The sequence below is a fragment of the Vibrio breoganii genome, from assembly GCF_001677275.1.
GTDB lineage: Bacteria > Pseudomonadota > Gammaproteobacteria > Enterobacterales > Vibrionaceae > Vibrio > Vibrio breoganii.
The window spans coordinates 913,699-939,828 of sequence record NZ_CP016178.1 but is presented as its reverse complement, the minus strand read 5'-3'; the positions used below and the strand labels follow the sequence as shown (position 1 = coordinate 939,828).

The following is a 26,130-nucleotide window of genomic DNA, read 5'->3' as shown; positions in this document are numbered from 1 at the left end:
TGAGGGATTATGTCAGTACATATTTTATATCGGGCGGGCTACAAGTATCAGTTAGCTGAAGATTTCATCATCAAAGTGGACATTTTCCCGCAGCAGAATATAGATTTGGAGTTTATTAGTCTCAGTTTAGATGGGTGGCTTACTGTACGCTCTGGTTACGCGTGGGATGGTCCTTCTGGCCCTGTAGTGGATACCTCAAGAAACATGCGGGCATCACTGATTCATGATGCGCTATACCAATTGCTTCGCTGTGAACACATACCCGCGCAGCAAAAAGACGCTGCCGACAAACTGTTTGAAAAGATATGCATTTCTGATGGGATTGATGAATTCACAGCGCATATGTTTTATCTTGGATTAAAACTTGGAGGCAAACCTGCCACCGAACCACGTAACAAGAAACCTACCTTAAAAGCGCCTTGGAAATAATTATGCTTTGTTGGAGCCTCCCCATATGAGATCGGGGTCAAAACACCTTAAATGTGAGTGTAATATTAAGTAACGACTCTAATCCACCTTGTCTAATAATTGTCATCTATCTGCAATATCATCATCTACCTTGTAGGCGTTATACTGACTTTTCATGCCTTAGATTAGTTATAAAGTAGATTATTATGCCAACTAAGCCCTTACCTCAACCTTAGTTAGTCAGCATGAGATTATAGCTCCGCCCTGCTAAATCATTCATTCACCCTATGATTACTCGAGTTAGGATGATTCTTGATATGGCATGCATCTTGTAGGGTATGGGTATCGGTTGAAGTAGCAGCCTAAGTTGTAAAAGGTGTTTTATGAAAAACCCCATTATTCAAGATAAAGATTCAACACTCGCCACTGATGTTATATTGCATGCATTTGACTGGCCGTATCGAGAGATTGCTGAGAAGGCTCAGCAGATAAGCCAATTAGGCTATAAAACAGTTTTAGTTTCACCGCCAATGAAGTCGTTGAAACATGAGAAAGGCACCGCTTGGTGGCAGCGCTATCAGCCACAAGATTATCGAATCATTGATAATGAATTGGGTAATACCCTCGATTTTCAGACAATGATGACCTGCCTGAACGACTTTGGTATTCGCGTTTATATTGATGTGGTATTTAATCACATGGCAAACGAGTCGTATTTGCGCTCAGACCTGCAATACCCTAGTCAGCAAGAGCTAGAAGACTACGCGAAAGATCCAGAGTATTACGAATCTCTAAAGCTATTCGGTGACTTGAGCAAACCACTCTTTACTGAAGATGATTTCGTTGAAGCGTTTGGTATAGAGGATTGGCAGGATCAGTGGCAAGTACAGAACGGGCGCATCACTGGCGGACCTCACGATCCGGGTTTGCCTACCCTGCGTGATTGTGAGCATGTGATTGAGCAGCAGCAAGCGTACCTGTTGGCTATGAAGGCGATGGGAGTGAAGGGTTTCCGTATTGATGCTGCCAAACACATCTCTATTGAACAGCTACGTAAAGTGTGGACAAAAGAGATCACGGAAGGTGTGCACATTTTTGGTGAGATCATTACCGATGGTGGTGCAACCAAGCAAGAGTATGAGCTTTTCCTAAAGCCGTACCTAAAGAAAACTAAGCTAGGTGCTTACGATTTCCCTTTATTTAACACGGTATTGCAAGCGTTTCAGCCTAAGGGGCGTATGTCCGCGCTGATAGACCCTTATAACTTTGGTGAAGCGTTGAAGCGCCAGCGAGCCATTACCTTTGCCATTACCCACGATATTCCTAACAATGATGTGTTCCAGGGTTTGATTATGCCGGAAGAGCATGAATGGTTGGGCTATTGCTACATTCTTTGTCGTGATGGTGGTGTGCCGTTGGTCTATACCGACCTTAATACTAGTGGCATCCTTGACTGTGAAGGTAATCCTCGCTGGATGAATGCGTGGCAAGACCCGCGTATGAAGACACTTATCGCATTCCACAATTACGTCCACAGTGCGCGTATGGTGGTGTTGGAAGCGAGTGATGACCATCTGCTGTTCAGTCGTGGGGAACGAGGCTTAGTCGCCATTAACAAGGCTGATACGGTGAAATCGATTCGTATCCGCTGGGACCAACCTATGTTTGATATTGTACAACAGCAGGGCATCTCTCCGGTTGATGGATATTTAGAGTTGGATATTCCTGCGAAAGGGTATTGCTGTTTGGTAGGGGCGTAAGCCCCGTATCCTGAACATGATTCAGGATCTTAGAGAGTGCCTATGGCAGGCTTTCGCAGCCTCCAAGATACTGGATAAATACTGTGTATTTTCCAGTATGACGCACCTATCATGTCGATCCGTGTTGTTTATTTATTCTTCCTTGCTCGGCTCTCGTTCTGCACTGAGCGATACATCTTACCCAATTGCTTATCATGAGAGCGCAGCTCTGCAAGAGAAGCACTATTACGGGCTTGCTCTCTTTGCAGTTTTAGGTAGTTGTTCAAACGGCGGTCGTCTAACTCACCTGACTGTAGAGCCTTTTGAATCGCACAACCCGGCTCGTTTTGATGGGAGCAATCTGAGAAGCGGCACTGTGAGGCGATCTCTTCGACATCAGAGAAGGTTTCACTGATTCCTTGCGCCACGTTTGCCAGCTGCAGCTCACGCATTCCTGGAGTGTCTAAGAGTACGCTACCACTCGGCATTGGATGGATAGTACGCCCTGTAGTTGTGTGTCGGCCTTTGCTGTCATCTTCGCGAATGGAGCCTGTTTTCTGCGCTTCCGTTTGCAATAAAGTGTTCACGAGAGTGGACTTACCAACCCCAGAAGAACCAAGGAAGGCGACGGTTTTTCCTGTTTTACACCACGCAGTCAGTGACTGAACGCTATCAAAGTCTAGTGCATTGACGGCCTCTATCATTAGCATAGGGTCTAGAGATTGAACCTGTTGCTTAAGAACGTCTGCATCGTCACACAGGTCGGCTTTAGTCAATACAATCACTGCCTCAACCTGCGCTTCATTGGTTAACGCGAGATAGCGCTCAACGCGGCTGAGGTTAAAGTCGTCATTCAATGACATTACGATAAATACGGTGTCTATATTTGCTGCTATGTACTGTTCTGCCAGTTTAGAACCTGCAGCCTTCCTAGAAAACATAGAGCTTCTTTCTAAGCGTCTCTGAAACTGCTGTTCATGATCGAGTAGCACCCAGTCTCCAACGGTCATGGATGGCAGAGACTCATGCATTGGCAGTGACACTTCACCTTTCTCTGTAATGAGTTGATAGCCAGAGCGGTGGTGGGCAGAGATGCGAGCAACAACCGCGTCTTCATAATCTTCAAGAGTCAGTTGTTGCTGAAAGAAGGGTTGCCAGCCGAGGTTTTGAAGGTTCATTTAGTGCATCATCATCTTTTTAACAGGTACCGATAGGTTTAGCACACGGCCTGTATCAAAAGTAAGCGTAAGAGGAATCACCATGCCTTCTTTTAATGGTTCTTTGATGTCAAACAGCATGATATGTAAGCCATGTGGCTTAAGCACGGTGTCAGCTTTCCCTGGGATTTCTATCTTGTCTAGTTTACGCATTTTCATCACACCATCTTGCATCGCATGAGTGTGTAACTCCGTGACTTCAGCTATAGGTGTTGTTGCCGAAATGAGTGCACGATCTTCAGCAGCAGGATTATTAATGGTTAAGAATATTGCGCTGGTTGTGGAGGTCGGTGGCGTTTCTTTGGCGTAGGCACCTGAAACTGATACTACATTGCTAGCATACGTAAAGGGTGAAAGTAGCACTAGGATGAAAGTTAGAAGGCGAGTTGTCATGGTTGCATCTCCATTGTGATGTCATTAATAGCTTTAACCAGTGGTGCTGGAGTAAGAGTGTGTTGCACCTTGGTCATTTCCGTACCATCAGGTGCGAGAAAGTAAAAGTATGAGCTATGGTCAACGGTATATTCGAGAGCCGAATCTTCAAGTGTCGTTTTTATATAGATAACGCCGTATTTGTTCGCTAAAGCTTCCAGTGTTTCAGGATCGGCTCGGTAACCTTCAAAATTCTCGTGAAAGTATTGCGCGTATTGATGGACATCATCGCCAGAGTCTCGCTCGGGATCTAAAGTAACTAAGACAGGGCGTATTTTGTCTAGCGCTTCTTTGGGTACTTGATGTAACGCAGCGCTAAGCATAGCAAGAGAGGTAGGGCAGACATCAGGACAGCGAGTGAAGCCAAAATAGACCACATTGATACGCGGATCGTCTGGATTAAATAACGGCTTTTGCTCTCCATTAGCTCCTGTCACTAAGGGGTGCTCTGCTCGTTCGCTTTGTTGGTGGACTTGCTTTTGGTCTTGGGTGTCTAAATATGACTTAACCCCGAAACCTAAAGCAACTGCGACAATCATGGTGAGTGTCCAGCTTTTGCTCATCTTTGCATCCTTACTGAGATGGGAAGTGTTCCGTTTGAAGATTGGATAGAACCGATCCATGTCATAGCATCGCTATGGCAAACTGGCAGTAATAAAGAACCAGAAAACGTGTCATTACCTTGATTGCTGAGTACAAACTTTGCCACACCCATAGACATTTCCTTGCCCTCAAGTTCTATCCATAGTTGCTCATCGTTATTGTCTGGCCAGGTTACCTCAATAGAGGTGGGCTGCATCGGTGAAACAACGTCTTGCTCTAGCACTATGCTTGCATCATTGATCGTGCAGACGGTGGTGGATAGTGGGCAGTATTCAATATCAGATTTCAGTTCTTTATTGGCTAGAGATATCTGAACCGTTTGATAGATATCTTTAGCAAAAAAGCCTAGCCCCAAAGCAAGTATGAAAGCTAGGCCTTTGAAAATGTTGTTCATTATTTGTCTTCGGCAAATTTCTCTAATGCCAATACTAGACCAATTGCGACCAACATCGTTACCACCGCAAACGCAGTTTGTGATGGTGTACCCGTAATCGATTCAAAATTGTGAGGCATGAGGTTTTCTTGTAGCAGTGGTACTTGCTCGCCGCTGGAATTAGTGCGCCATGTAAGGGTCTCTTTCCATGGCCAAATCTTTGGCAGTGTGCCCACCATTAAGCCCACTAAAAACATTAATGTGATGTCTCTAAAGCGTTTTAATAGCCAAGACAACACGTGAGAAAAACTCAATAGGCCGATTAAGCACCCAGTCATGAATAACAGAAGGAAAGAGATATCTAACCCCTTCACAGCGCCGATAACAGGGGTATACATACCAATCAATAGCAAAATGAAGCTCCCTGAGATACCTGGCAAGATCATGGCACAGATAGCAATAGCGCCCGATAACACAATATTGATCAAAGTAGGCTCAAGGTTGACAGGATTAAGCACCGTGATGGCAAAGGCAACAGCAATACCTAAGGCAAAGCCTATCCATTTGCTCAGTTCAAAAGACTTTATTTGGCGCATAATATGCCAAACAGACACTAAGATAAGACCGAAGAAAAATGACCATAGTGGAATAGGGTGTGTGACCAATAGCCAAGATATCAGCTTGGCTAGTGTGAGTATGCTGGTGAAAATCCCTGCAAATAGAGAGACTAAAAACCAGCCGTTGATATGATCGAACGCTCCCTTGATGCCTTTTGAGCGCAGCACGCCAATAAGAGAAGGGTTAACGCGGCGAATACTCTCTAATAAGGTATCGTAGATGCCAGTGATAAATGCGATGGTACCGCCAGAAACACCAGGTACAACGTCAGCCGCACCCATAGCCATTCCCTTGAGGAAATTGGTGAAGTAATTCATAAAGTTAGTTTTTGAAGCCAAGTCCATTAATGCTAAGTATTGTAAGGGAAATGACGGGGAGGGGGAATAGGAGAAAGCTGTCAGCTTTAAGCTATCAGCGGTCAGAGGGTTTTTCACCGTCATCCCAGCATGTTTTTAGCTGGGATCTTCGAGTGTACATTCTATGCCATCTTCAAAAGCACGCTGTATAGCGGTCAGCTTTAAGCTATCAGCCGTCAGAAGATTTTTTCATCGTCATGGTCGAATATCTGTTTCTATAAAAGATCCCCCCGATAAAACCCGCGGGAATGATGATTATTAGTTGCACGAACCACTTATAGCTGACGGCTTGCAGCTGACAGCTATAAGTTAGATTTTATCGCGTTATTTCGCTAAGTAACTCATCAAGAACTGAGAAATCTTACGCATATCTTCGATAGCGATGTACTCTTCAGTGGTGTGTACCTTAGCCATACCTGTCGACAGGTTAACGATTGTTAGGCCTTTCTCTGCAAAGATGTTGGCATCACTACCGCCACCTGTAGAGGTTACGATTGGCTCGATGTCTAGCTGTGTGAATACGTCTTTTACCGTTTGGATGTGAGGGTGTGATTCAGGGATCTGAAACGGGTTGTATGCGCGAGTTGAAACGATATCTACTTCGGCGCCATGTTTGGTCGCAGCTGCTTCGAAGGTTTCAACCATATGAGCCACTTGCTTAGCCAGCTTTTCTTCATCAAGAGAGCGTGCTTCTGCTTCGATGTATAGGCTTGGCATTACGATGTTGGTCGCTTGGCCGCCTTTCACAACGCCGATATTGGCTGTGGTTTCTTCGTCGATACGAGACAGGTTCATGTTTGCGATGGCATCAGAGGCAACAGTCAGGGCATTGATGCCTTGCTCTGGCGCTAAACCGGCGTGAGCTGGTTTACCTGTGATGTTTACCTTAAGGTTTTGCTGACCTGGAGCTACTGCAATGATGGTGCCGATAGGGCCGCCTGAGTCTAAAACAATGCCCATTTCAGATTCGATCTTGCTGCAATCGAATTGCTTAGAGCCGTGCAAACCACCTTCTTCAAATACAGTGAACGCGATCTCGATGGTCTTGTGTTCAACGTTGTTTTCTTGAAGGGTTTTGATTGCTTCGATGATTGCGGCAATGCCAGACTTGTCATCACCACCAAGAATAGTGTCACCTGCAGAGCTAATGATGCCGTCTTTGATTACTGGCTCAATGCCGTTGCCCGGCGTTACCGTATCCATGTGACAGCTTAGTACGATGCTACCGTCTAGTTTACCTGGTAATTTAGCATAAATGTTAAAGCCATTTGACAGGGTTTCAGGAACTGCAAGGCGCTCTACGTCAAAGCCTAGTTGCTGAAGCTGAGATTCGATTTCAATGGCGACTTCTTTTTCGTTGCCTGATTCGCTGTCAATTTTTACCAGTTGTAGGAAGTTATCTACTAAACGATTTTGATCTACTTGTGTCATGGAATTACTTCTTTATCTATTCATGAAGCGGATAGTTACACATACTGCGTGCTACACGCCCTTGACGCAGATCAATTTTGCGTCCGATTTCAGAATAGATGACCATTAACCCATAGGTGAGTGGCGATACTTGCAGCATAACCAAGGGCAATGATCGGCATCCATTTTAGGTGACCAAAGAAGGTATATTTACCATGGGCGGCACCCATTAATGCAACGCCTGCCGCAGAGCCTATAGACAACAAACTGCCTCCCACACCTGCGGTTAGGGTAACTAACAACCAGTTGCCCATGGATAGCTCCGGCTGCATGGTCAAAATGGCAAACATAACGGGAATGTTATCGACAATTGCGGATAGTATTCCAACCATGACGTTCGCCCAAATAGGATCCCACTGGGTGTACATGATTTCAGACACTAACCCTAGATAGCCAAGCAAACTTAAACCGCCCACACACATTACGACGCCGTAGAAAAATAGTAGGGTGTCCCACTCGGCATGAGAAACTCGTCTAAATACATCAAATGGAACCACAGAGCCAAGACGCTGTAGAGCTGCTTTATCGTGATGTGCTTCTGCTTCTGCTCGCTTTTTAGCAAGAGAGCGCGGCAGTGTCTTGCGCAGGTAGAAACCAAAGAATTGTAGGTACGCCAGTCCCATCATCATGCCAATAACTGGAGGGAAGTGCAGTAAACCGTGGAAAGCAACGGCGGTTGCAATAGTTAAGATGAATAAGGCGACGATGCGTTTGGCACCACGCTTTAACTCAACATACTCATGTACGGCATCTGGACTCGTTTTTGGTACAAAGAATGACATGATCACAGCTGGCACTATGTAGTTGACCACAGAAGGAGCAAATAGAGTCAGGAACTGCATAAATTCAACGTGACCCGCCTGCCACACCATTAGGGTTGTAATATCACCAAAGGGACTGAACGCGCCACCTGCGTTTGCTGCGATGACAATATTGACACAGGCTATGTTGATAAACTTGTAGTTGGTTCCACCGACTTTCATCACCACGGCGCACATCAATAATGCGGTAGTCAGGTTATCGGCGATAGGAGAAATAAAGAATGAAAGAATACCCGTTATCCAGAATAGGGAACGCAGGTTGAAGCCCTTACCTACCATCCAAGCTTGAAGGGCATCAAACAGGCGACGCTCTTCCATGGCACTGATGTAAGTCATGGCAACCAGCAAGAACAGAAGTAGCTCTGAGTATTCCAGTAGGTTGTGATCGAGTGCGGATTTAGCCACATCCATCTGCCCTAAGCGTTGGAAGGTAAAGCCAATCAATATCCAGATAAGCCCTGCAGCAAGCAATACAGGTTTAGATTTTCTCAGCTTTAGGACTTCTTCGCCCATTACGAGGCAATAGGCCAACGCAAAGATAACAAGAGCGGCATACCCAACACCTGATTGGGTTAAGTCGGGCATAGCATGACTAGTGGAAGAAAAGGCAAAAGGGGAGACTAAAAGAGAAATTAGCGCCACGCACAACATAGACGAGAAAGACTTCACTGCGACTCCTTGCAGATGATTAGTTAACTTAAACAGTATTCCTTGTTGATTGACTAGACTTAACTGACTGTTAAACAAAGCCAAGTAACAAAGATAACCAGACCCACCTAGCCTAAACCTGAAATGAAAACAATAGCTTGAATTAGATCACCCTTTAGCAAGGCAGATGAAATAACTTTGTTAATTTGAAGGGGGGGTTGAGTTGCGCAAATGCGGTTAGGGAAGTGGTTTTTGTTTGTTCGAGTCACTTGTGAAACCGATGTTTTACTATTAGTTTTAACGGGCTAACGGCAAGAAATTTAAAGGATTACTAATGAGTGAACAAACGAGCGGTCAAGACTCCCCATTGACTAGCAAAAGGGTATTGTTGTTATTTGCCCATCCTTCTCAGTCTCGTTCAGAGGTGAATATTGCGTTATATAAGGCTGCAAAAAAGGTTCCGGGTATCACCTGCGTTGACCTCTACAGCGAGTACCCTAAATACGACATTGATATAGAGCGGGAACAGCAGCGTTTGTTGGACCATGACGTCGTCATTTTTCAGTTTCCTTTGTACTGGTACTCCACACCTTCAATCCTCAAAGAGTGGCAAGATTTAGTCCTTGAATATGGCTTTGCTTACGGGCATGAAGGTACTGCGATACAAGGTAAGCAGTTTTTCTGCGCTATTACAGCAGGGGGCAAGGAAGATGCCTACCAAACAGACGGTTACAACCATTACACCATTCGAGAATTGTTGCACCCAATAGAGCAAACCGCAGCGTTAACGGGCATGCACTATTGGGCTCCGTTCGTTTTGTTCGGTTCGCGAACAGCGCTAGAAGAAGGCAGGGTTAAAGAGCATGTCAAAAGCTGGAAGCAATTGCTTGAGGCGTTAGTGGAAGGACGAGTTGATGAAAATCTCGCTACGTCTTTACCTCAAATTAGCGGCAACTTAGAAGCCGTGATTAAAGGAGCGCAGTCATGACAGGTTACTTTTTACAGGCTTTTATCTATCTGATTGCAGCCGTTATTGCCGTTCCCATTGCTAAGCGCCTAGGGTTAGGTTCAGTGCTAGGGTATCTAATTGCCGGGGTCGTTATTGGCCCAATTGCTGGGCTTGTCGGTGAAGAAACTACCACCATTCAGCACTTTGCTGAATTTGGGGTGGTGATGATGTTGTTCCTAGTGGGTTTGGAGCTTGAACCCAAGATGCTTTGGAATATGCGTAACCGCCTAATGGGGTTGGGGGGCATTCAAGTCTTCGGAACCGCAGGCATAGTGATGGGCATTGCCCTAGTCCTTGGTATGCAGTGGCAAATAGCCTTAGCCATCGGCCTTATCTTTTCTCTCTCGTCTACTGCTATTGTTTTGCAGACCTTTAATGAGAAGGGACTTACCAAGACTGAAGGCGGTCAAAATGCCTTTTCCGTGCTGTTATTCCAAGATATCGCTGTGATCCCGATGCTGGCCTTTATCCCTCTACTTGCTTTACCTGAACTCGTAGAACTGGCTCAGACAGCGGTCGGTGAGAGTGCAGACCACCACCCAGAGCTAAGCTTGGTCGCAGGACTACCGGGTTGGGCTTATGGCTTGGTCATCACTGCGTCCATAGCCATCGTTGTGGTCGGTGGTCATTTTGCTAGTCGCCCACTGTTTCGGTTTGTGGCCGCCTCCGGGCTTCGTGAAATATTTACCGCAACGGCTTTGATGCTAGTGATTGGTATTGCTGCGCTGATGGGACTGGTGGGTCTTTCACCTGCGTTGGGTACCTTCCTTGCCGGCGTTGTATTGGCTAACAGTGAATTTAGACATGAATTGGAATCTAACATCGAGCCGTTCAAGGGTTTGTTGCTCGGACTGTTCTTTATCACTGTGGGTGCTGGCATCGACTTTACGGTTTTGTTCAGTGATTTCTTTGTCATTATTGGTCTGACTCTGGGACTCATGCTTCTCAAGGGCCTTGTACTTTGGGCGCTGGCCATTGCTTTCAAAATCAAAGGGGTTAATCGCTGGCTGTTCGCCTTAAGCTTGGCACAAGCGGGTGAGTTTGGATTCGTGCTGCTTAGCTTTACTATGCAAAACAATGTGCTACCAAACGATATTGCGACAACCTTGTCGTTGGTGGTTGCGCTCTCAATGTTCCTGACCCCAGCTCTGTTTATTTTCTACGATAAGGTCATTCTTCCTAAGTATGAGAAAGCGAGCAATCAAGATGAAGAAGATGACGTTATTGACGAGCAGGGCACAGTTATTATTGCAGGTGTTGGTCGATTTGGTCAGATAGTTAATCGCTTGCTCGTAAACAATGGCGTTGAAACCGTTGTGCTTGATCACCAAGCCACGCAGGTTGCTAACTTAAGAAAAGTCGGCATCAAAACCTACTTTGGTGATGCCACCAAGCCAGACTTATTACATACCGCTGGTATTGAGCATGCCAAAGCGCTGGTGGTGGCGATCGACAATGAAGAGGCGTCCCTTGAATTGGTCAAGTACGTGAGACACACCTATCCGCATGTGAAGGTAATTGCGCGCGCATTTGACCGTGGGCATTCTTATCAACTTCGTCAAGCGGGTGCTAGTCATATAGAAAGTGAAACCTTCCATTCTGCATTAGAAGTAGGAACGGTGGCGCTTCGTTGTATGGGATTCCACCCCTTCCAAATCGAACAGCAACGTAATTCCTATATCAAGGTAGAGAGGGAAAGCTCAGATAATTTGTATCATGCTTGGCTAGATGATGCCGAAGGGGAGCGTTACGATAACAACTTCATCAAACTTTTTGTTGAGTTGGAAGATAAAATACGTGACGCTATGGGCTCAGATCGCAGTGATAACCATACTCGTTCTGAACGAGGGTGGACACCGCCACCAAAAGGATATGCAGATAAATTTGAGGACTCGTCAGAGTGACACAGCATAAATCGTGGCAAACACCACAAAACTTCTTAATCCTGATTTCAATTGTGGTGCCAGTCGCCTTTTCAAGCTGGATGGCACTACTGAATAACTTTGTTATTGAGCGTGCTAACTTTGATGGTGCAGATATTGGTTTACTGCAAAGCGTTCGTGAGATCCCTGGGTTCTTAGCGTTTACTGTGGTGTTTGTGCTTTTGTTTATTAGAGAACAAAAGTTCATGTTGGTGTCGCTATTTATGCTGAGTTTAGGCACGTTTCTAACGGGCTTCTTCCCCAGTGTCACTGGCTTGTTGTTGACCACTTTATTGATGTCGACAGGATTCCACTACTTTGAAACTTTAAAACAATCCCTCTCGCTACAATGGCTATCTAAGGATGAAGCGCCGGAGATGCTTGGCAAGATGATCTCCATTGGTGCGCTTGCCTCGCTTATCACCTATGGAGCCTTGTGGATTATGCTAGAGGTGATAAAGCTCGATTACATAGTGGTGTATGCCATAACGGGCGGGGCTGCTTTAGTGCTAGTGGCATTGATGACCATTGGCTTTCCGCAGTTTAAAACAGATACCGTCCAGAACAAGAAACTCGTATTAAGAAAGCGCTACTGGCTTTACTACGCTCTTACCTTCATGAGCGGTGCCCGCAGGCAGATATTCACCGTGTTTGCAGGGTTCTTGATGGTTGAGAAATTTGGCTATTCAGCCGCTGATGTGACTTTACTGTTTTTGATCAACTATTTGTTCAACTTCCTATTTGCCAAGAAAATTGGTCGTTTTATTGGTGTCGTGGGAGAACGCAAGGCGTTGGTATTCGAGTACGTTGGTTTGATCGGCGTATTCTTGGGTTATGCCTTTGTTCAATCCGCTGAATGGGCTGCCGCACTCTATGTTATCGATCATTTGTTCTTTGCTCTGGCTTTAGCTATAAAAACCTATTTTCAAAAAATTGCAGATCCAGCAGATATGGCCTCTACCGCTGGCGTTAGCTTTACCATCAACCATATCGCCGCTGTAGTCATCCCTGTGACCTTTGGTGTGATTTGGTTAACTTCCCCTGCGCTAGTGTTTGTGATTGGCGCGGTAATGGCTGCTGTATCTCTAATTCTATCTTTGAATATCCCAGCGAGGCCGACTGAAGGGAATGAAGTTAGGTTATTTAGCTGGGGTAGGGTCTAGTAGCTATCCTTTATTGCTGACAATGCGCGCGCAGTAAGTAGATGGGTCTTGCTTGGAAAAGCGTAACACAAACTGTCATCCTAGAATTTACGCAGTAAATATCTAGGATCTTAGTGCGCACAATGCGTATTTGGGCAGACTCTAAAATTCCGCTGAACCAGCACTCTGGCGCTACATATTTCTAAAAAGCAACAAGCACAATCGAATAAGCAAAACAATCCCGGCTAATTAGCCGGGATTTGTGGTTGTTAAGAACCTAGGGCCCAGTATCTAGGACCCCAGGCCCGATTCTTAATGATCCAAATACAAATAATTCTGCCAGCTCTTCATGCGAATCAGAATCTTACGCATGATGGAAACATGGTGGAAACTGTCAGAATATACGGCGATTTGTACGGATGTTCCCAGCGGTAGGTGGTACTGTGAAATATCGTCAGTGATACGCAACTTCACCAGAGCACGACCAGCAGCATCGAGCGATTTTGTTCCTAGCAATTTTCCAGAGGCTTGCACTTCACCTTCTGCCATTGCTGGAATAACGTTGACCACCTCACCTTTGAAAACCTTACCAGGTAGGCTTGGGAATAAGAACTCAGCTTCGAAGCCAGGCTTTAGTCGTTGCAACGAGTTTTGACGGAATGCCCCAATATAGTCGTACTCTTCAGCATGAATAAACACCATTGATGGCGCCAGTGGCAAAGGTACTGCCATCTGACCAGGGCGAAGGATCAGCTGCGTTACATAACCATTTGTTGGCGCTCTCACCACTGTTTCATCGAGATTGAACTGTGCTTGAGCCACTTCAGCTTTTATGCGCGCTACTGTGGTGTTTTCACCATCAACTTCAGACTCGTAGGCGACACGGGCACTGTTCTCCATTGCAATTTCTGCTTCTAGATCCGCTTCTGCACCCTTGAGATTTTGGCGGCGAGTGTCAACTTGTTGAGCTGTGAATGCGCCTTTTTTAAAGCCAGCGTAATAGCGATTAAACTCTCTTTTTACTCTATCGCGTTCAGCTCGTGCTCGGTGAACCTCAGATTGCGCTGCCTTGTATTCTGACTCTAACTGAAATACGGCTTGCTCTGCGGCCGCTAAATCGGCTTTTTTACCCAAAAGCTTGGCTTTATAGGGTTCTGATTCGATAGTGAATAAAGGTTCGTCTTTCACTATAAAGGTATCGGGTTTAACATTCACTTCTACGACGTGACCACGAACTGTGGGTACGATAGGGGTGGTGTTATAAACTTGACGACCAATTTGTGTGAAAGGGTGGTTGTAGTTCATTAATAGAATTAGCGTACCAATCAATATAACCCCACCTAATACGGCCGTCGGGACTGACCATTTATTTAAGGGGATCTTGAATATTTTGAAGATCGCGACACAAATAGCGGTGTAAGTGAGTATCAGTAGTAAATCCATTACGCATCTCCCTCACTTTGAGTCGGCTTAGCACTTGTTTGCGGTTGAGGCTGCGACTGCTTAAGCTGTGCGACTTGCTCTGTTAATTCCTGAACCTTTTGATTTAGTTGAGTAATATCATGATGAAGGTCAGATTGTTCTTGTTTTATTTGAGTCATTCCCCAACCTCTATCTTCACGCCATAACGTGGCCCATATCCACAGAAATGGCCATAAAGCGTGTAAGGTGAAAAGGCTGATCCAGCCAGTGACATGGATGGCATCTTGGTGAGGGTGATTGCGTTTTTTTGCAATTTCATACGGGATATCGTGAATAACGATAATGCCGTAGAAAATGACAAGAGCGACGAAAACCAATAGCCCAAGGGCAACGTAATCGAGAGACATGTTTCATCCTTGTAATGCTTGTTCGAATATTGTTATTTCATTTTCGACGTTAATGTGTGTAAATACAACTAGTTTATTGATTACATGGACTTTTTCCATGTGATGTATTGTAAAATTTGTATAGGTATTGAGCTATTCAGTTATCTAAGCAAGTCATCATCTAAATAGAGGCTAAATATTGAATTTCATAGGAGAGATAGCGGCCATAGGTGCGGCTATTGTCTGGGCAATTGCGACTTGGATTTATGGTCAGTTTAGCCATCGTTTTAGCGCCTTACAGCTCAATATCATTAAGGGCGTAATAGCTTCAGCAATGATGTTGGTGGTTTTGCCATTTTTGCCACAAGCAAGTATAGAGATCTCAAAACAGCACGCTTTAATACTGGGTATCTCAGGGGTTATTGGTATTGCTATCGGTGACAGCGCTTATTTTGCGTCGTTGAAGCGGATTGGGCCGAATAACACATTGCTTCTGGAGTCATTGGCACCTCCATTGTCAGGATTACTCGCGTTACTGTTCTTAGGTTTAGGTCTTAGTATTTTTAACTGGCTTGGCGTTATTGTTACAACAATAGCGGTGACATCCGTAGTACTTCAGCCTTCCTCCAATAGGGGAAGCGTATCTAAATCTGGCATCGGTTTTGGTCTGTTAGCGAGTGTATGTCAAGCCAGTGGCGTAGTGATTTCGCATTTTGCATTGGTGGCAGGGGATATAGATCCTTTAGTTGGCGCTTTACTTCGACTATCGATTGGCGTGCTAGCTGTAGCAATGACTATTCCGTTTGTGGAGCGTAAGCCTTTTTCTAGTCTTTTCAAACTAGGCAAAGGTATGGGGAAATTGGACAAGTATTACTTGCTAGCGGCAATTGCAGTAGGCACCTTCTTTGCGCTGTGGCTACAGCAGGTGGCTCTTAAGCATGCAAATCCAGCGATAGCACAAACTCTTATCGCAACGAGCCCGTTGTTTATGTTGGTTATCTACAAGATTAAGGGATTAGCTATTTCTAGGCGCTCGATCATTGGCACCCTAGTGGCTATTGGTGGTATTGCTTTGCTACTGATGGGGTAGCTGATCACTGAAGTAGTTGATCTAGCGACAATGGTTTTTCTGATATGCCAGCATTCACCGCTGGCGTTTCTCCAGGCTTCTCTTGATGACACAGATTATTCCACGCTCGATAGATATCAAGCAGTGGTAGTAGCCCCTCAGGACGCCTTTTTCTTCTTGGTTCATTAACACTGCTTTTGAACATAGCGTGAAAACGATTCATGTAGTGGGCAATCGGAGACAACTTCGGGAGTTGGTGTGCCTGTTTTTGGGTAAGGTTACTCTCTACCAACTGACAGATGGCACGCTGGTCGGCTTTTCCTCTTAAATGCCATTGCTCTGAGAGAGACCAAGGCACCTCTGAGTCTTTAAACTTGAAGGTTTGAGGTTTGCTACCTGTTTTACCTTCTGTCCAATTCTCATCATCCAGTTGATACAGAAGGTCGAGTGATTGCTTTTGGCGCATCGCATTGAAGCTTAGCATGGCTGCATCCGCTAGCATGGGCTCAAAGCTCATACTGATGACCACTTGCTCTTTATTTCCCAGTGAATGGTTTAGGCGTAGATAATGCGCTGCCGTGCAATAGATAGGGGAGACTAAGCTAGATTTAGCTGGGTAATTGAGCTGAGTTTGGTTATGTAAAGGATTATTGCGGTGACTGCGCTCTTGGTGTCCTGTGCTCATTGATTCTAGGATATCTCGCAAAGTGCTACTTTTTGGGGGGAGTGGCGCTGTATTGATGCTTGCTAGAAAATCACTACCAATGAAACGATGCCCCGTGATGTTTTCCTGCCCGCTCAGGTTTAGAGACTGCAGGGCTATGTAGTGAGAATCGAGGTCAGCAGTACATACCCACAATACACCATTGTGGCTTTTAGGTTGTAAAAAACTCCAATCACTACCCAAGTGAAAGTTTTGCCCCTTGTTGTGCCAATGATGATCAAACACCGATGATTTCTGGCGGCAAATAGTCGCCATAGATTTGATGTGATCATTTAGCGTTTTGGCCTGAATTTTTAGTTTGGTTGCAATTTCTTTGAGGCTAAATCCAGTTAACAATAACGCTAAAATTGTCACGTGGGTCTTCAAGTTGGGGTTTTTTACTGAAAACCTATCGACGATAGTTTTTTGACAACTCTTGCAACGGTAGCGTTGTTTATCTCCACTAAAACCAAAAGCATAGTAGCGGCTAGGATGTAGCTGAACGTTTAAGCCTACATTCTCACATTGTTCATTTGTGCATGCGGTTAGCCCCAAATTCATGTGCTCAAGTTGTGCTGTTACTTCTTCGTTTAACTCTGTAGGCCAAATGACTGGAGAAATAGAGTGACAGCTAACGCAGGCAATTTGCGGATTATTGCTACTAAGTAAAAATGAGTAATTAGCGGCATTTAGCGAGCCAAAATCAGCACATAGAGGATTTTTACAGAAGTTAAGCGCAAGTAATTGTGGAGAGAGACTGTCAGACACGGGCAACACTTGGTTTGGGATATTAGATTGATTTTACCTAATTTTTTGTTCTGCAGACATTTTTTTAATTATAAGTGCACGCTTGTTCTATTTGTTGCGTAGTATTTAATGATAAGTTCTCACTTCGACTCTCAGTCAGAAATCAAGGAATGAAGATGGCAGATGCATTCATAGAAACATCAGACAATACACATATTCAGATCGGCATAAGTGCTTGTGTTTTAGGTGAAAAAGTCCGCTTCGATAGCGGCCATAAGATCAGTAAGTTTGTTACTAAAGAGCTTGCTCCCTTTTTCGAGTTTGTTCCCGTTTGCCCTGAGGTAGGGATGGGGATGAGCGTACCTCGCCCAACCATTCGACTGGTGACTAACGAAGAGCGCATCGCATTGGTCGAAACAAAAGACGCTTCTAAAGACTACACCGATGGGATGCTTACCTACTCAAATAACAAGGTAGAAGAACTCAAGGGTCAAGAGTTGTGCGGTTACATTGTTTGTGCGAAGTCACCAACCTGTGGCATGGAGCGCGTCAAGGTCTATTCCAAAGGGGGCGCCTCGAAAGAAGGCATTGGCATGTACACGGAAATTCTAATGAAGGAAATGCCTTGGTTGCCTGTGGAAGAAGATGGTCGCCTCAACGACCCTGTGCTTAAAGAAAACTTCATCTCAAGAGTATTTGGTTTGAGAGATTTTTATGACTGCATGGGAGGCCAGCCTACTTCAGGTAAAATAGTGGCGTTCCATTCTCGTTATAAGTTAACTCTTATGGCGCATCACCCTGATTCTTACAAAGAGTTGGGTCAGTTAGTGGCGCGTGTCGCTGACTATGATCCGGAGGAGTTCTTTCAACTGTACCGTTTGAAGTTTATGGAAGCGTTGACTAATCGCGCTAGCCGTAAAAACAATTCTAACGTTTTGATGCACATTCAAGGTTACTTTAAAAAATGGCTCTCTTCGCAAGAGAAGCAGGAACTTCGTAAGGTCATTGATGAATATCGTGAAGGATTACTGCCGCTGTTAAGCGTGTTAACGCTCATTAAGCACTACCTTTCTCTCTATCCAGACGAATATTTGCAGAACCAAAAGTTTCTTGACCCACACCCGCAAGAACTGCGTTTACGTTACAGTTTGTGATAAGGGGAGTGTATGAGAGGTTTAGTATGGTTTCGTCGAGACTTACGAACGCTTGATAACACTGCGCTAATTCAAGCAATCCGTACGGTTAGCGATTCTCAACACGATAATCAGGGCCTTATGGCCCTGTTTGTTGTTACACCTGAGCAGTGGAAAAAACACAACTTGTCGCCGATGCAGGCGGATTTGATTCGCAGACGTTTAGTGACGCTTTCGGAAGAGCTCAAAGCGCTTAATATCTCCCTGCACGTCGAGACAGTGGAAAGCTTTAATGAATGCCCCTCGTTACTTGCGCAGCTGTGTGCCCGCTTCAACATAGACCAGGTATTTGCTAACGCGGAATATGAAGTCAACGAAGTAATACGCGATGAGGCTACGCAAAAGGCATTGTCTGCTCAGCAGGTAGAGTTCTCGTTGTTAGCGGATAAATGTGTTTTCACACCCGGCACTTTGCTTAACAAGCAAGGGAGCTACTTTAAAGTCTTTACTCCCTTTAAAAAAACCTGGTTACAACGCTTTTCCGTCGAACAAAGCTTGGTGCATAAGCCAAAGACCATAGAGCGTAATGCGTTATTGGATGAAAACATGCAGGTCAACTCAGATCTGGATTACCCAACTGCAGACAGCTCCAAGTGGCATAGTGATACCAAGACTGTGATTGCAGAGCTTAGGCGCTTTGCCATCGAAAGGGCCTCGGATTACCAACAAGACAGAGACTTTCCCGCTATTGATGGTACGAGCCAACTTTCCCCGTACTTAGCGCTAGGTATGCTCTCTGTCAGGCAGTGTGTGGCTAGGCTCTTAAACGGTCGCCACCCCGAGCAATTAGATGAAGGGGAACAAACTTGGTTAAGCGAGTTGATTTGGAGGGAGTTTTATCAGCATCTGATCTACTTTGAGCCAAAATTATGCAAGGGTAGGGCATTTGTCCCTTGGAGTGATAATTTACATTGGCAAGGAGAGGGCGCACACCTCACCAAATGGCAACGAGGTGAAACAGGTTACCCGATTGTCGATGCCGCCATGAAGCAACTCAATGAAACAGGTTGGATGCATAACCGTCTTCGCATGGTCGTGGCCAGCTTTCTGACTAAAGATTTGCTACTGGATTGGCATGATGGTGAAGCCTACTTTATGAGCCGATTAGTAGACGGCGACTTTGCGGCAAATAATGGAGGGTGGCAGTGGTCAGCCTCTACCGGTTGTGATGCCCAGCCATACTTTAGGATCTTCAACCCCATCTCTCAGGGGCAAAAATTCGACGCCGATGGCAGCTTTGTTAAAAAGTGGCTACCTGAACTAGAAGACGTTCCCACCAAATACGTGCATTGTCCTTGGTTGTGGGCTGATTTCGGGAGTTTGAACTATCCTCAACCTATAGTTGACCATAAACAGCAAAGAGAAAAAGCTTTGCAGATGTATAAGGATGCTAAGGGCAGTGGTGATTAGATTCGTAGTACAGATAGTTGTCTTGATGGCTTTTTGTTTATCAGGTGCACAAGCGGCGACGTTCAAGTTACCAACCGATGGAAGTCATGTGGTGGGCAAGTTACAGCGTCACCAAGTAGAAAGAGGAGAAACCTTTGCCCGCCTTGCCAACGAATATGATGTAGGCCTATTAAGCCTTATTGCGGCCAACCGAGGTATTGACCCTTTCCTTCCTGAAGGAGGGGAGGTGTTAACGATCCCTAATCGCTTTATCTTGCCGACCGCAAAACGTGAAGGCATTGTCATTAATCTCGCCGAACTTCGTCTTTATTATTACGACCCCGATGGCATACATGTGCATGTATTTCCTGTGGGCATTGGCCGTATTGGTCGAGAGACACCGCAAATGGTGACCTCTATTAGTGCGATGATTGAAGGCCCGACGTGGACTCCTCCTAAATCCATAAGAATGGCTTACGAAGAAGAGGGTATTGAGCTTCCTGAAAAAGTGCCAGCAGGGCCAGACAACCCACTAGGGGAATATGCGATGCGCCTGAGTTATGGCTCCGGACAGTATTTAATCCATGGTACCAATAAAGACTTTGGTATTGGACTCAGGGTAAGTAGTGGCTGTATTCGAATGGAGCCTTCAGACATTGAGTGGCTATTTGCGCAAGTAGAGCGAAGAACTCGTGTAGAGATTGTCAATCAGCCTATTAAGATGGCGGTAGAGCCAGACCACAGCGTCTTTGTCGAATCCCATGAACCTTTAACAGCAAGGAATGGAAGCAAGCAATCATTTGATTGGCCACTGGAACTGCAAATATGGTTGGACACTTACCAAGAAGCTTATTCAAGAGTTAATGGCGTCATTCAAATTCAAACTGGAATGCCGACTATGGTGTACGACGGCTCATTTGAATAGTGATGCAATTTTTAGCTAGGTTCTAAGAACTAAAAGTGACAGACATAAAAAAGCCAGCAATTAAGCTGGCTTTAAAATTTAGAGTGTAGTGAGACTACTTGGTGTAAGACTGAGCGATATTATCTAGGCGTTCGTTTGCACGAGCTGCTTCGTCTTGAGCGGCCATTGCGGCCTCTTTAGCTTCCATTGCAGACTGGTCATGCATTGCTGCGTCTTTTTCATGCGCTGCTTTTAGTGCTGCTACATCTTGTTCAAGTTGAGATACTCTAGCGTCTTGGTCTGCCATTTTAGCCGTGGTTTCTTCATCTGGACCTGAAGCACAACCAGCCAATAATAAAACCGAGCTAACCCCTGCTACGAGTAAAAATTTATTATTCATACGAACTCCCTGATTTCTTTTTTAGTAAAGCCATAATTACCGCTGGCTTTCTTAGTGTAGACGTTGAACAAAATATGTTCGAATAATTTATAAAAATTAGGTAATTATCTGCAAAATGTATTTTTTTAGTCTTGTGATAATGAGATATTTTTGTGATCTAAGTCGCCAACTAGGGTATTATTAGCCGGATTTTTTTATAGCATGCTTTCTCTATTACTAACCTAGGGCAGGTGAGAAGCATACTAACCCCGTTTAGGAGAGCACTTTGAAGTTTAGAGAATTAGGTTTAGACAATCGTTTAATGAAGAATTTGGATCATTACTCATTTAAGAGTGCGACCGAAATTCAACAGCAGGCCATCCCTGTTGCGTTGGCAGGCAAAGACCTGTTGGCATCGTCTAAGACCGGTTCTGGTAAAACATTAGCGTTTGTTTTGCCAATGCTACACAAGGCTCTTAAAAGCAAAGCATTCTCAGCAAAAGATCCACGTGGTGTTATCTTAGCGCCAACACGTGAATTGGCGCGACAAGTGTATGGCGAATTGCGCACTATGCTAGGTGGTCTTTCTTATACCGCGACACTTATCGTTGGTGGTGAAAACTTCAATGACCAAGTAAAAGCATTGCGTAAATACCCTCGCTTTATTGTTGCAACCCCTGGACGTCTAGCTGATCACCTTGAGCATCGCTCACTATTCCTTGATGGACTCGATACCTTGGTATTGGATGAAGCCGATAGAATGCTAGACCTTGGCTTTGCGCCAGAGCTGCGTCGTATTCATAATCTTGCAAAGCACCGCCGCCGTCAAACACTGATGTTCTCTGCAACTCTAGATCATGCTGAAGTGCATGATATGGCGATGGAGATGCTAAACAATCCAAAGCGTATTTCTATCGACAGTGCTAACGCGCACCACACCGATATCGAACAGAAATTTTACCTCTGTGACCACCTTGACCATAAAGAAGCCATTCTTCACCGTTTAATAGAAGAAGCCGATTACAATCAGGTAATGATCTTTACGGCCACTCGCTCGGATACAGAGCGTTTAACAGCAGAACTGAATAAGAACAACCTCAAGGCTGTAGCATTGAGTGGCGGACTGACTCAGACGCAACGTAATACCATCATGAGTCAATTTGAACGTACGGTATTTAAAATATTAGTGACTACCGATATCGCATCTCGCGGCATCGATATTGCGAATGTATCTCACGTTATCAACTTTGATATGCCAAAACATACTGAAGAGTATGTGCACCGTGTTGGTCGTACAGGTCGTGCGGGCAACAAAGGCATGGCTCACTCTCTTGTTGGGCCAAAAGACTGGGACAGCTTCAAGCGTGTTGAAAGCTTCCTTCAGCAAGATCTTTCTTTTGATGTGCTTGAGGGCTTAAAAGGTAAATTCAAAGGTTTGAAACCTAAGAAGCCTGCGTTCAAAGGCAAGGGTGGTAAACCCGTTAAGACAGCGACAACGCAAAAGAAAGTGGCGAAGAAGTCTGTTAAGCGCGATAAAACCTTCCACACTAATGTGGCAGTGGGTGATGCGGTGTTTATTCCTAAGAAAAAGACTCCGCCTAAAGTCGATAGTGACGATTAATCCAGCATAATGTTTGAAAAGCGAAGCCATAGGGCTTCGCTTTTTTTATGTCTGGAAGTTAGGATCTGTTGACCTTTTGAGGTTATTTTTGTAGCGATTTGTTGGGTATTAATACAAGGCAGTCGCTTTTAGGTGTGGTGGTTCCACATGAAAAGTGACTAACGCGGTAGAAATGCCCAACAAAGCGCTACCCGAAGGGCTCGTCCAGAACCCATTTACTCTGCGTTGAGCGACTTTTGCTTAGATGACTAGGCGGCAAGTCCCTCGCCTTGATTAAATGATTTCTGGTCGAGCAAAATTTAATCGCAAAAGGTCAACAGACCCTAGTCAATAGGGCAATAAATACCTAATTGTTTGATTGCCTCAAAAGCTGTACGGTAAATTTCTGCAAATTTGTATTTAATTGTGACAGTTTCATGACGTGTAATTGATGTCTATTCGCTCAATATCTCTAGTGGTTTCCGCTGACTTTGAAGACTGGAGCTTGCAAAATAGCTAATAATTAGTCGCTAAACCTTAAGGGTTTCACTCCGATTTGCTCTTGTAACTTGTTGTTATTATTAGCTTTAGCTAATCAATTGTAAGTTAGTGGTCACCTAATCTTGGCTGATCAATTGAGTATCCAAACTCTGAGCACCGCTCAATTCTGCGTATCCTAATCGTTGCATATGTACCTTACAAATAACCGATAATTGTCATTTACCTTTCAAGGTTCTGAAACATAAGTGTCATAAAAGACGCTTAAAGTGTCCCTCGTCGATTAAACAAACCCACGACAATATGAATGTCGTGAAATTGATTCCCATTAAGGATAAACAGATGAAAAAGACAGTTATCGGTGCAGTAGCACTTCTCGGCGCACTATCTATGAACACTGCAACAGCAAAAGAAACTATTTCTGTTGTTGGTTCTAACAGTGCTGCTCCACTGGTTGAAGTTTTTGCTGAAACCTACATGAACAAGGGTGAACCAGTATTTATCGAAATCCAAGCGCCAGGCTCTTCTGCTGGTGTTCGTGCTGCTAAAGATGGTTCTGCTGATTTAGGTATCTCTTCTCGTGACCTAAAAACTGAAGAAAAATCTGACGACCTGAAAGAGTTGGTTATCGCTCGTGACGGTATTGCAGTTGTAGTTAACCCTAACAACTCTGTTCAAGGGCTTACTGCTGAGCAAATCACTGCAATCTACAAAGGTGAAATCTCAAACTGGAACCAAGTTGGTGGTGACGACAAGCCTATCGTAGCAATCACTCGTGACACAGCTTCTGGTACTCGCGGTGCATTCGAAGACATCATGAGCCTTAAAATGGAAGTATCTGGTATGAAAGTATCAGCGATTTCTCAACGTGCTCAAGTTGCAAACGGTAACGGTGCTCTTAAAGTATCTGTAGCAAACAACCCATACGCTATCGGTTACATCTCTCTAGGTACTGTTGACGAGACTGTTCAACCTCTAGCTATCGATGGTGCGGCTGCAACTGTAGCGAACGTACAAAACGGTTCTTACAAAGTTGCTCGTCCATTCCTAGTACTTTACAAAGATGGCGCGCCAACAGCTGAAACTCAACAATTCCTAGATTGGATGGTTGGTGACGAAGCTCAAGGCATCGCAGCTAAGAAAGGCTACATCACAGTAAACTAATTCGAACGACTTTAAATTTGCTCAGCCTGTGAAGGCTGAGCTTTTACTTGCACCCCATGTTAATGACTGGGTTTAGTGTACATTAGATTTTACCATCGCAATTAATAGTGAATTTTTCTATGAAAAATCAGAATGTTCAGACTTCTGCTATCGCTGGCGGCCCTTCAATTAGAGAAGATCGCGGCGTAGATTGGAGAGAACGAATCTTCCATGGTCTGTTCTTATCCAGTGCCATTATTGGTATCGTTTCACTTGCCATCATTGCTTACTTTATCTTTAAAGAAAGTATCCCTGCATTTCAACAAGCAGGTATTTCTGGCATCGTTTTAGGGCAAAACTGGTTGCCACCGGCGCTATACGGCGTTGCAACCATGATTGTTGCCTCGTTAGTATCAACGCTAGGCGCGGTTTTGTTTGGTGTGCCAGTGGGTGTATTAACGGCGATCTTTATTGCTGAGATTGCACCAAAGCGAGTTGCTGACCTTATCCGTCCAGCTATCGAACTGTTAGCCGGTATCCCATCTGTGGTTTATGGCTTCTTTGGCTTGGTTATCATCGTTCCACTTATTCAAGATATCTTTGATGTTCCTGCAGGTAATACAATCCTCGCGGGTATCATTGTTCTGGGCGTGATGATTCTTCCAACGGTAATTACAGTATCGGAGACCTCTATCCGCGCTGTGCCTCGCACGTACAAAGAAGGTTCTCTTGCCTTAGGCGCTTCAAAGATTTACACCATATTCAAGCTTCTCGTGCCAGCAGCTCGCTCAGGTATCATGACGGGTGTCATTCTGGGTATCGGTCGTGCACTTGGTGAGACAATGGCAATCATCATGGTTATGGGTAACGCTCCAGCAATGCCAGAAGGCATTCTTGATGCAGCACGTACTCTAACTGCGAACATCGCTATCGAAATGTCTTATGCAAGTGGTGTTCACGCTAGTGCGCTTTATGCAACAGGCGTGGTGCTTCTGGTCTTCATCATGATGCTAAACGGTGCGCTTTTGTACCTTAACCGTCAAAAAGCGAGATAAGAGAAATGGATACAGTAAAACTAAAACAAGCTCGCCAGCGCAAAGACAACATGCTTAAACTGTTTGTATGGTTGTCAGCGGGTCTAACTGTAGGCTTTTTGTTCTGGGTTATTTGGTACATCCTGTCTAATGGATTGCAGTTTGTAGACTGGGATTTCGTCACGGGTGATTACTCTCGTACCGGTGATTCTCAGGGTATTTTCCCAATGATCGTCTCTACGATCTATATGGTTATCGCTTCAATTTCTATAGCGGCTCCATTGGGCATCATGACGGCTATCTACCTCACTGAATATGCAAAAGTGGGTAGTAAGTTCGTTAAAGTGATTCGTTTTTGTACTGAATCACTGGCGGGTATCCCGTCAATTATCTTTGGTCTATTTGGTATGACCTTCTTTGTGACCATTTTGGGATTGGGCTTCTCAATTCTATCTGGTGCATTAACGCTAAGTATTCTGATTTTGCCGGTGATTATCCGCGCTACTGAAGAAGCATTGATGGCTGTGCCACAAACTTTTCGTGAAGGTTCTTACGCATTAGGTTCGTCAAAAATCTACACTATTTGGCGCTTGATTTTGCCAAGTGCAACACCAGGTATTTTGACGTCTGTTATCTTGAGTATTGGTCGTGTTATCGGTGAATCAGCCCCTGTATTCTTGACAGCAGGTATGGTTGCACGTATTCCTGAGTCACTATTTGATTCAGGCCGTACGCTTACCGTTCACCTATACAAGTTAACAACTGAGCTATTTACTATCGACGAGTGGAACCAAGCCTACGGTACAGCGACTGTACTTATCGTAGTGGTACTACTGATCAACATGTTAACCAAGCTAATCGCTAGCCGCTTCAACAAAGCTACTTACTAATTGTTGCTAGATAGA

24 protein-coding genes are annotated in these 26,130 nt (G+C 44.8%); 13 read left to right on the top strand and 11 right to left on the bottom strand.

All coding sequences use genetic code 11. From position 1 onward, the window contains the following. Window positions 1-9: 9 nt before the first annotated feature. Both A6E01_RS17135 and A6E01_RS17130 read left to right on the top strand, forming a co-directional pair. Window positions 10-429, top strand: a complete 420-nt coding sequence (locus tag A6E01_RS17135) for a DUF1353 domain-containing protein (RefSeq protein WP_065210813.1) — start codon at window positions 10-12, stop codon at window positions 427-429. Window positions 430-791: 362 nt separating this feature from the next. Continuing rightward, window positions 792-2,168 carry an alpha-amylase family protein gene (locus A6E01_RS17130; RefSeq protein ID WP_065210812.1) on the top strand — a complete coding sequence of 459 codons (1,377 nt, stop codon included), beginning with the start codon at window positions 792-794 and terminating at the stop codon, window positions 2,166-2,168. Window positions 2,169-2,296: 128 nt separating this feature from the next. Here the strand turns inward: A6E01_RS17130 and rsgA are convergent, their stop codons facing one another. The 7 genes from rsgA to nhaD form a co-directional block, all read right to left on the bottom strand. Then, window positions 2,297-3,325, bottom strand: a complete 1,029-nt coding sequence (gene rsgA / locus A6E01_RS17125) for a ribosome small subunit-dependent GTPase A (protein WP_065210811.1) — start codon at window positions 3,323-3,325, stop codon at window positions 2,297-2,299. Continuing rightward, window positions 3,326-3,757 carry a copper chaperone PCu(A)C gene (locus A6E01_RS17120; RefSeq protein ID WP_065210810.1) on the bottom strand — a complete coding sequence of 144 codons (432 nt, stop codon included), beginning with the start codon at window positions 3,755-3,757 and terminating at the stop codon, window positions 3,326-3,328. Further along, a complete protein-coding gene (locus A6E01_RS17115) occupies window positions 3,754-4,359 on the bottom strand; it encodes an SCO family protein (protein WP_065210809.1) in 606 nt (201 codons plus the stop codon). The genes A6E01_RS17120 and A6E01_RS17115 overlap by 4 nt, the downstream gene beginning before the upstream one ends. Then, window positions 4,356-4,793: a hypothetical protein gene (locus A6E01_RS17110; protein ID WP_065210808.1), complete on the bottom strand. Its 438-nt coding sequence runs from the start codon at window positions 4,791-4,793 to the stop codon at window positions 4,356-4,358. The genes A6E01_RS17115 and A6E01_RS17110 overlap by 4 nt, the downstream gene beginning before the upstream one ends. Then, on the bottom strand, window positions 4,793-5,707 hold the full coding sequence (locus tag A6E01_RS17105) for a polyprenyl-phosphate transporter (protein WP_065211029.1): 915 nt from the start codon (window positions 5,705-5,707) through the stop codon (window positions 4,793-4,795). Before A6E01_RS17105 ends, A6E01_RS17110 begins: the two co-directional genes overlap by 1 nt. 363 nt (window positions 5,708-6,070) lie before the next feature. After that, a complete protein-coding gene (locus A6E01_RS17100) occupies window positions 6,071-7,177 on the bottom strand; it encodes a M20/M25/M40 family metallo-hydrolase (protein ID WP_065210807.1) in 1,107 nt (368 codons plus the stop codon). Window positions 7,178-7,266: 89 nt separating this feature from the next. Continuing rightward, complete coding sequence (gene nhaD, locus A6E01_RS17095; RefSeq protein ID WP_017032417.1) at window positions 7,267-8,688, bottom strand: sodium:proton antiporter NhaD; 1,422 nt, start codon at window positions 8,686-8,688, stop codon at window positions 7,267-7,269. Between the two features lie 364 nt (window positions 8,689-9,052). Between nhaD and A6E01_RS17090 the strand changes: the two genes are divergently transcribed. Genes A6E01_RS17090 through A6E01_RS17080 form a run of 3 tightly spaced genes read left to right on the top strand, consistent with a single transcriptional unit; the run spans window position 9,053 to window position 12,779 of the window. Further along, window positions 9,053-9,673, top strand: a complete 621-nt coding sequence (locus A6E01_RS17090) for an NAD(P)H-dependent oxidoreductase (protein WP_198589734.1) — start codon at window positions 9,053-9,055, stop codon at window positions 9,671-9,673. Continuing rightward, a complete protein-coding gene (locus A6E01_RS17085; protein WP_017028648.1) occupies window positions 9,670-11,598 on the top strand; it encodes a monovalent cation:proton antiporter-2 (CPA2) family protein in 1,929 nt (642 codons plus the stop codon). Before A6E01_RS17090 ends, A6E01_RS17085 begins: the two co-directional genes overlap by 4 nt. Beyond that, entirely contained in the window at window positions 11,595-12,779 is a 1,185-nt protein-coding gene (locus A6E01_RS17080; protein WP_065210805.1) for an MFS transporter, read from the top strand. The genes A6E01_RS17085 and A6E01_RS17080 overlap by 4 nt, the downstream gene beginning before the upstream one ends. A 291-nt stretch (window positions 12,780-13,070) precedes the next feature. Here the strand turns inward: A6E01_RS17080 and A6E01_RS17075 are convergent, their stop codons facing one another. Then, complete coding sequence (locus tag A6E01_RS17075; protein ID WP_017032414.1) at window positions 13,071-14,201, bottom strand: HlyD family secretion protein; 1,131 nt, start codon at window positions 14,199-14,201, stop codon at window positions 13,071-13,073. Next, window positions 14,201-14,587 carry a DUF3302 domain-containing protein gene (locus A6E01_RS17070; protein WP_017028651.1) on the bottom strand — a complete coding sequence of 129 codons (387 nt, stop codon included), beginning with the start codon at window positions 14,585-14,587 and terminating at the stop codon, window positions 14,201-14,203. The genes A6E01_RS17075 and A6E01_RS17070 overlap by 1 nt, the downstream gene beginning before the upstream one ends. Window positions 14,588-14,765: 178 nt before the next feature. Between A6E01_RS17070 and A6E01_RS17065 the strand changes: the two genes are divergently transcribed. Further along, window positions 14,766-15,656 (top strand): DMT family transporter, encoded by an 891-nt coding sequence (locus A6E01_RS17065; RefSeq protein ID WP_065210804.1) that lies wholly within the window; start codon window positions 14,766-14,768, stop codon window positions 15,654-15,656. Window positions 15,657-15,660: 4 nt separating this feature from the next. Here the strand turns inward: A6E01_RS17065 and A6E01_RS17060 are convergent, their stop codons facing one another. Further along, the gene (locus A6E01_RS17060; protein WP_065210803.1) at window positions 15,661-17,106 is read right to left on the bottom strand and encodes a hypothetical protein; all 1,446 of its coding nucleotides are present in this window, start codon (window positions 17,104-17,106) and stop codon (window positions 15,661-15,663) included. A 155-nt stretch (window positions 17,107-17,261) separates the two neighbouring features. Here A6E01_RS17060 and A6E01_RS17055 point away from each other — a divergent pair, with 155 nt between their 5' ends. Genes A6E01_RS17055 through A6E01_RS17045 form a run of 3 tightly spaced genes read left to right on the top strand, consistent with a single transcriptional unit; the run spans window position 17,262 to window position 20,592 of the window. Continuing rightward, complete coding sequence (locus A6E01_RS17055) at window positions 17,262-18,239, top strand: YbgA family protein (protein WP_065210802.1); 978 nt, start codon at window positions 17,262-17,264, stop codon at window positions 18,237-18,239. A 12-nt stretch (window positions 18,240-18,251) separates the two neighbouring features. Then, complete coding sequence (phrB, locus tag A6E01_RS17050) at window positions 18,252-19,688, top strand: deoxyribodipyrimidine photo-lyase (RefSeq protein ID WP_065210801.1); 1,437 nt, start codon at window positions 18,252-18,254, stop codon at window positions 19,686-19,688. Further along, complete coding sequence (locus A6E01_RS17045; protein ID WP_038133119.1) at window positions 19,666-20,592, top strand: L,D-transpeptidase family protein; 927 nt, start codon at window positions 19,666-19,668, stop codon at window positions 20,590-20,592. The genes phrB and A6E01_RS17045 overlap by 23 nt, the downstream gene beginning before the upstream one ends. 94 nt (window positions 20,593-20,686) lie before the next feature. Here A6E01_RS17045 and A6E01_RS17040 read toward each other — a convergent pair whose 3' ends face one another. Next, window positions 20,687-20,971: an Lpp/OprI family alanine-zipper lipoprotein gene (locus A6E01_RS17040; protein ID WP_017028657.1), complete on the bottom strand. Its 285-nt coding sequence runs from the start codon at window positions 20,969-20,971 to the stop codon at window positions 20,687-20,689. 265 nt (window positions 20,972-21,236) lie between these two features. Between A6E01_RS17040 and A6E01_RS17035 the strand changes: the two genes are divergently transcribed. From A6E01_RS17035 to pstA, 4 genes are all read left to right on the top strand, one after another. Further along, window positions 21,237-22,571: a DEAD/DEAH box helicase gene (locus A6E01_RS17035; RefSeq protein ID WP_017028658.1), complete on the top strand. Its 1,335-nt coding sequence runs from the start codon at window positions 21,237-21,239 to the stop codon at window positions 22,569-22,571. 819 nt (window positions 22,572-23,390) lie between these two features. Then, on the top strand, window positions 23,391-24,212 hold the full coding sequence (locus A6E01_RS17030) for a phosphate ABC transporter substrate-binding protein (protein ID WP_017028719.1): 822 nt from the start codon (window positions 23,391-23,393) through the stop codon (window positions 24,210-24,212). Between the two features lie 119 nt (window positions 24,213-24,331). Beyond that, on the top strand, window positions 24,332-25,246 hold the full coding sequence (gene pstC / locus A6E01_RS17025; RefSeq protein WP_017028718.1) for a phosphate ABC transporter permease subunit PstC: 915 nt from the start codon (window positions 24,332-24,334) through the stop codon (window positions 25,244-25,246). Between the two features lie 5 nt (window positions 25,247-25,251). Next, window positions 25,252-26,115, top strand: coding sequence for a phosphate ABC transporter permease PstA (pstA, locus tag A6E01_RS17020; RefSeq protein ID WP_017028717.1), 864 nt, complete (start codon window positions 25,252-25,254; stop codon window positions 26,113-26,115). Window positions 26,116-26,130 lie beyond the last annotated feature (15 nt).

Coding starts and splice junctions, on each gene's coding strand:
- A6E01_RS17135 (WP_065210813.1), top strand. CDS start 10: ATGTCAGTACATATTTTATATCGGGCGGGCTACAAGTATCAGTTAGCT.
- A6E01_RS17130 (WP_065210812.1), top strand. CDS start 792: ATGAAAAACCCCATTATTCAAGATAAAGATTCAACACTCGCCACTGAT.
- rsgA (WP_065210811.1), bottom strand. CDS start 3,325: ATGAACCTTCAAAACCTCGGCTGGCAACCCTTCTTTCAGCAACAACTG.
- A6E01_RS17120 (WP_065210810.1), bottom strand. CDS start 3,757: ATGACAACTCGCCTTCTAACTTTCATCCTAGTGCTACTTTCACCCTTT.
- A6E01_RS17115 (WP_065210809.1), bottom strand. CDS start 4,359: ATGAGCAAAAGCTGGACACTCACCATGATTGTCGCAGTTGCTTTAGGT.
- A6E01_RS17110 (WP_065210808.1), bottom strand. CDS start 4,793: ATGAACAACATTTTCAAAGGCCTAGCTTTCATACTTGCTTTGGGGCTA.
- A6E01_RS17105 (WP_065211029.1), bottom strand. CDS start 5,707: ATGAATTACTTCACCAATTTCCTCAAGGGAATGGCTATGGGTGCGGCT.
- A6E01_RS17100 (WP_065210807.1), bottom strand. CDS start 7,177: ATGACACAAGTAGATCAAAATCGTTTAGTAGATAACTTCCTACAACTG.
- nhaD (WP_017032417.1), bottom strand. CDS start 8,688: ATGTTGTGCGTGGCGCTAATTTCTCTTTTAGTCTCCCCTTTTGCCTTT.
- A6E01_RS17085 (WP_017028648.1), top strand. CDS start 9,670: ATGACAGGTTACTTTTTACAGGCTTTTATCTATCTGATTGCAGCCGTT.
- A6E01_RS17075 (WP_017032414.1), bottom strand. CDS start 14,201: ATGGATTTACTACTGATACTCACTTACACCGCTATTTGTGTCGCGATC.
- A6E01_RS17070 (WP_017028651.1), bottom strand. CDS start 14,587: ATGTCTCTCGATTACGTTGCCCTTGGGCTATTGGTTTTCGTCGCTCTT.
- A6E01_RS17055 (WP_065210802.1), top strand. CDS start 17,262: ATGGCAGATGCATTCATAGAAACATCAGACAATACACATATTCAGATC.
- phrB (WP_065210801.1), top strand. CDS start 18,252: ATGAGAGGTTTAGTATGGTTTCGTCGAGACTTACGAACGCTTGATAAC.
- A6E01_RS17045 (WP_038133119.1), top strand. CDS start 19,666: ATGCTAAGGGCAGTGGTGATTAGATTCGTAGTACAGATAGTTGTCTTG.
- A6E01_RS17040 (WP_017028657.1), bottom strand. CDS start 20,971: ATGAATAATAAATTTTTACTCGTAGCAGGGGTTAGCTCGGTTTTATTA.
- A6E01_RS17030 (WP_017028719.1), top strand. CDS start 23,391: ATGAAAAAGACAGTTATCGGTGCAGTAGCACTTCTCGGCGCACTATCT.
- pstC (WP_017028718.1), top strand. CDS start 24,332: ATGAAAAATCAGAATGTTCAGACTTCTGCTATCGCTGGCGGCCCTTCA.
- pstA (WP_017028717.1), top strand. CDS start 25,252: ATGGATACAGTAAAACTAAAACAAGCTCGCCAGCGCAAAGACAACATG.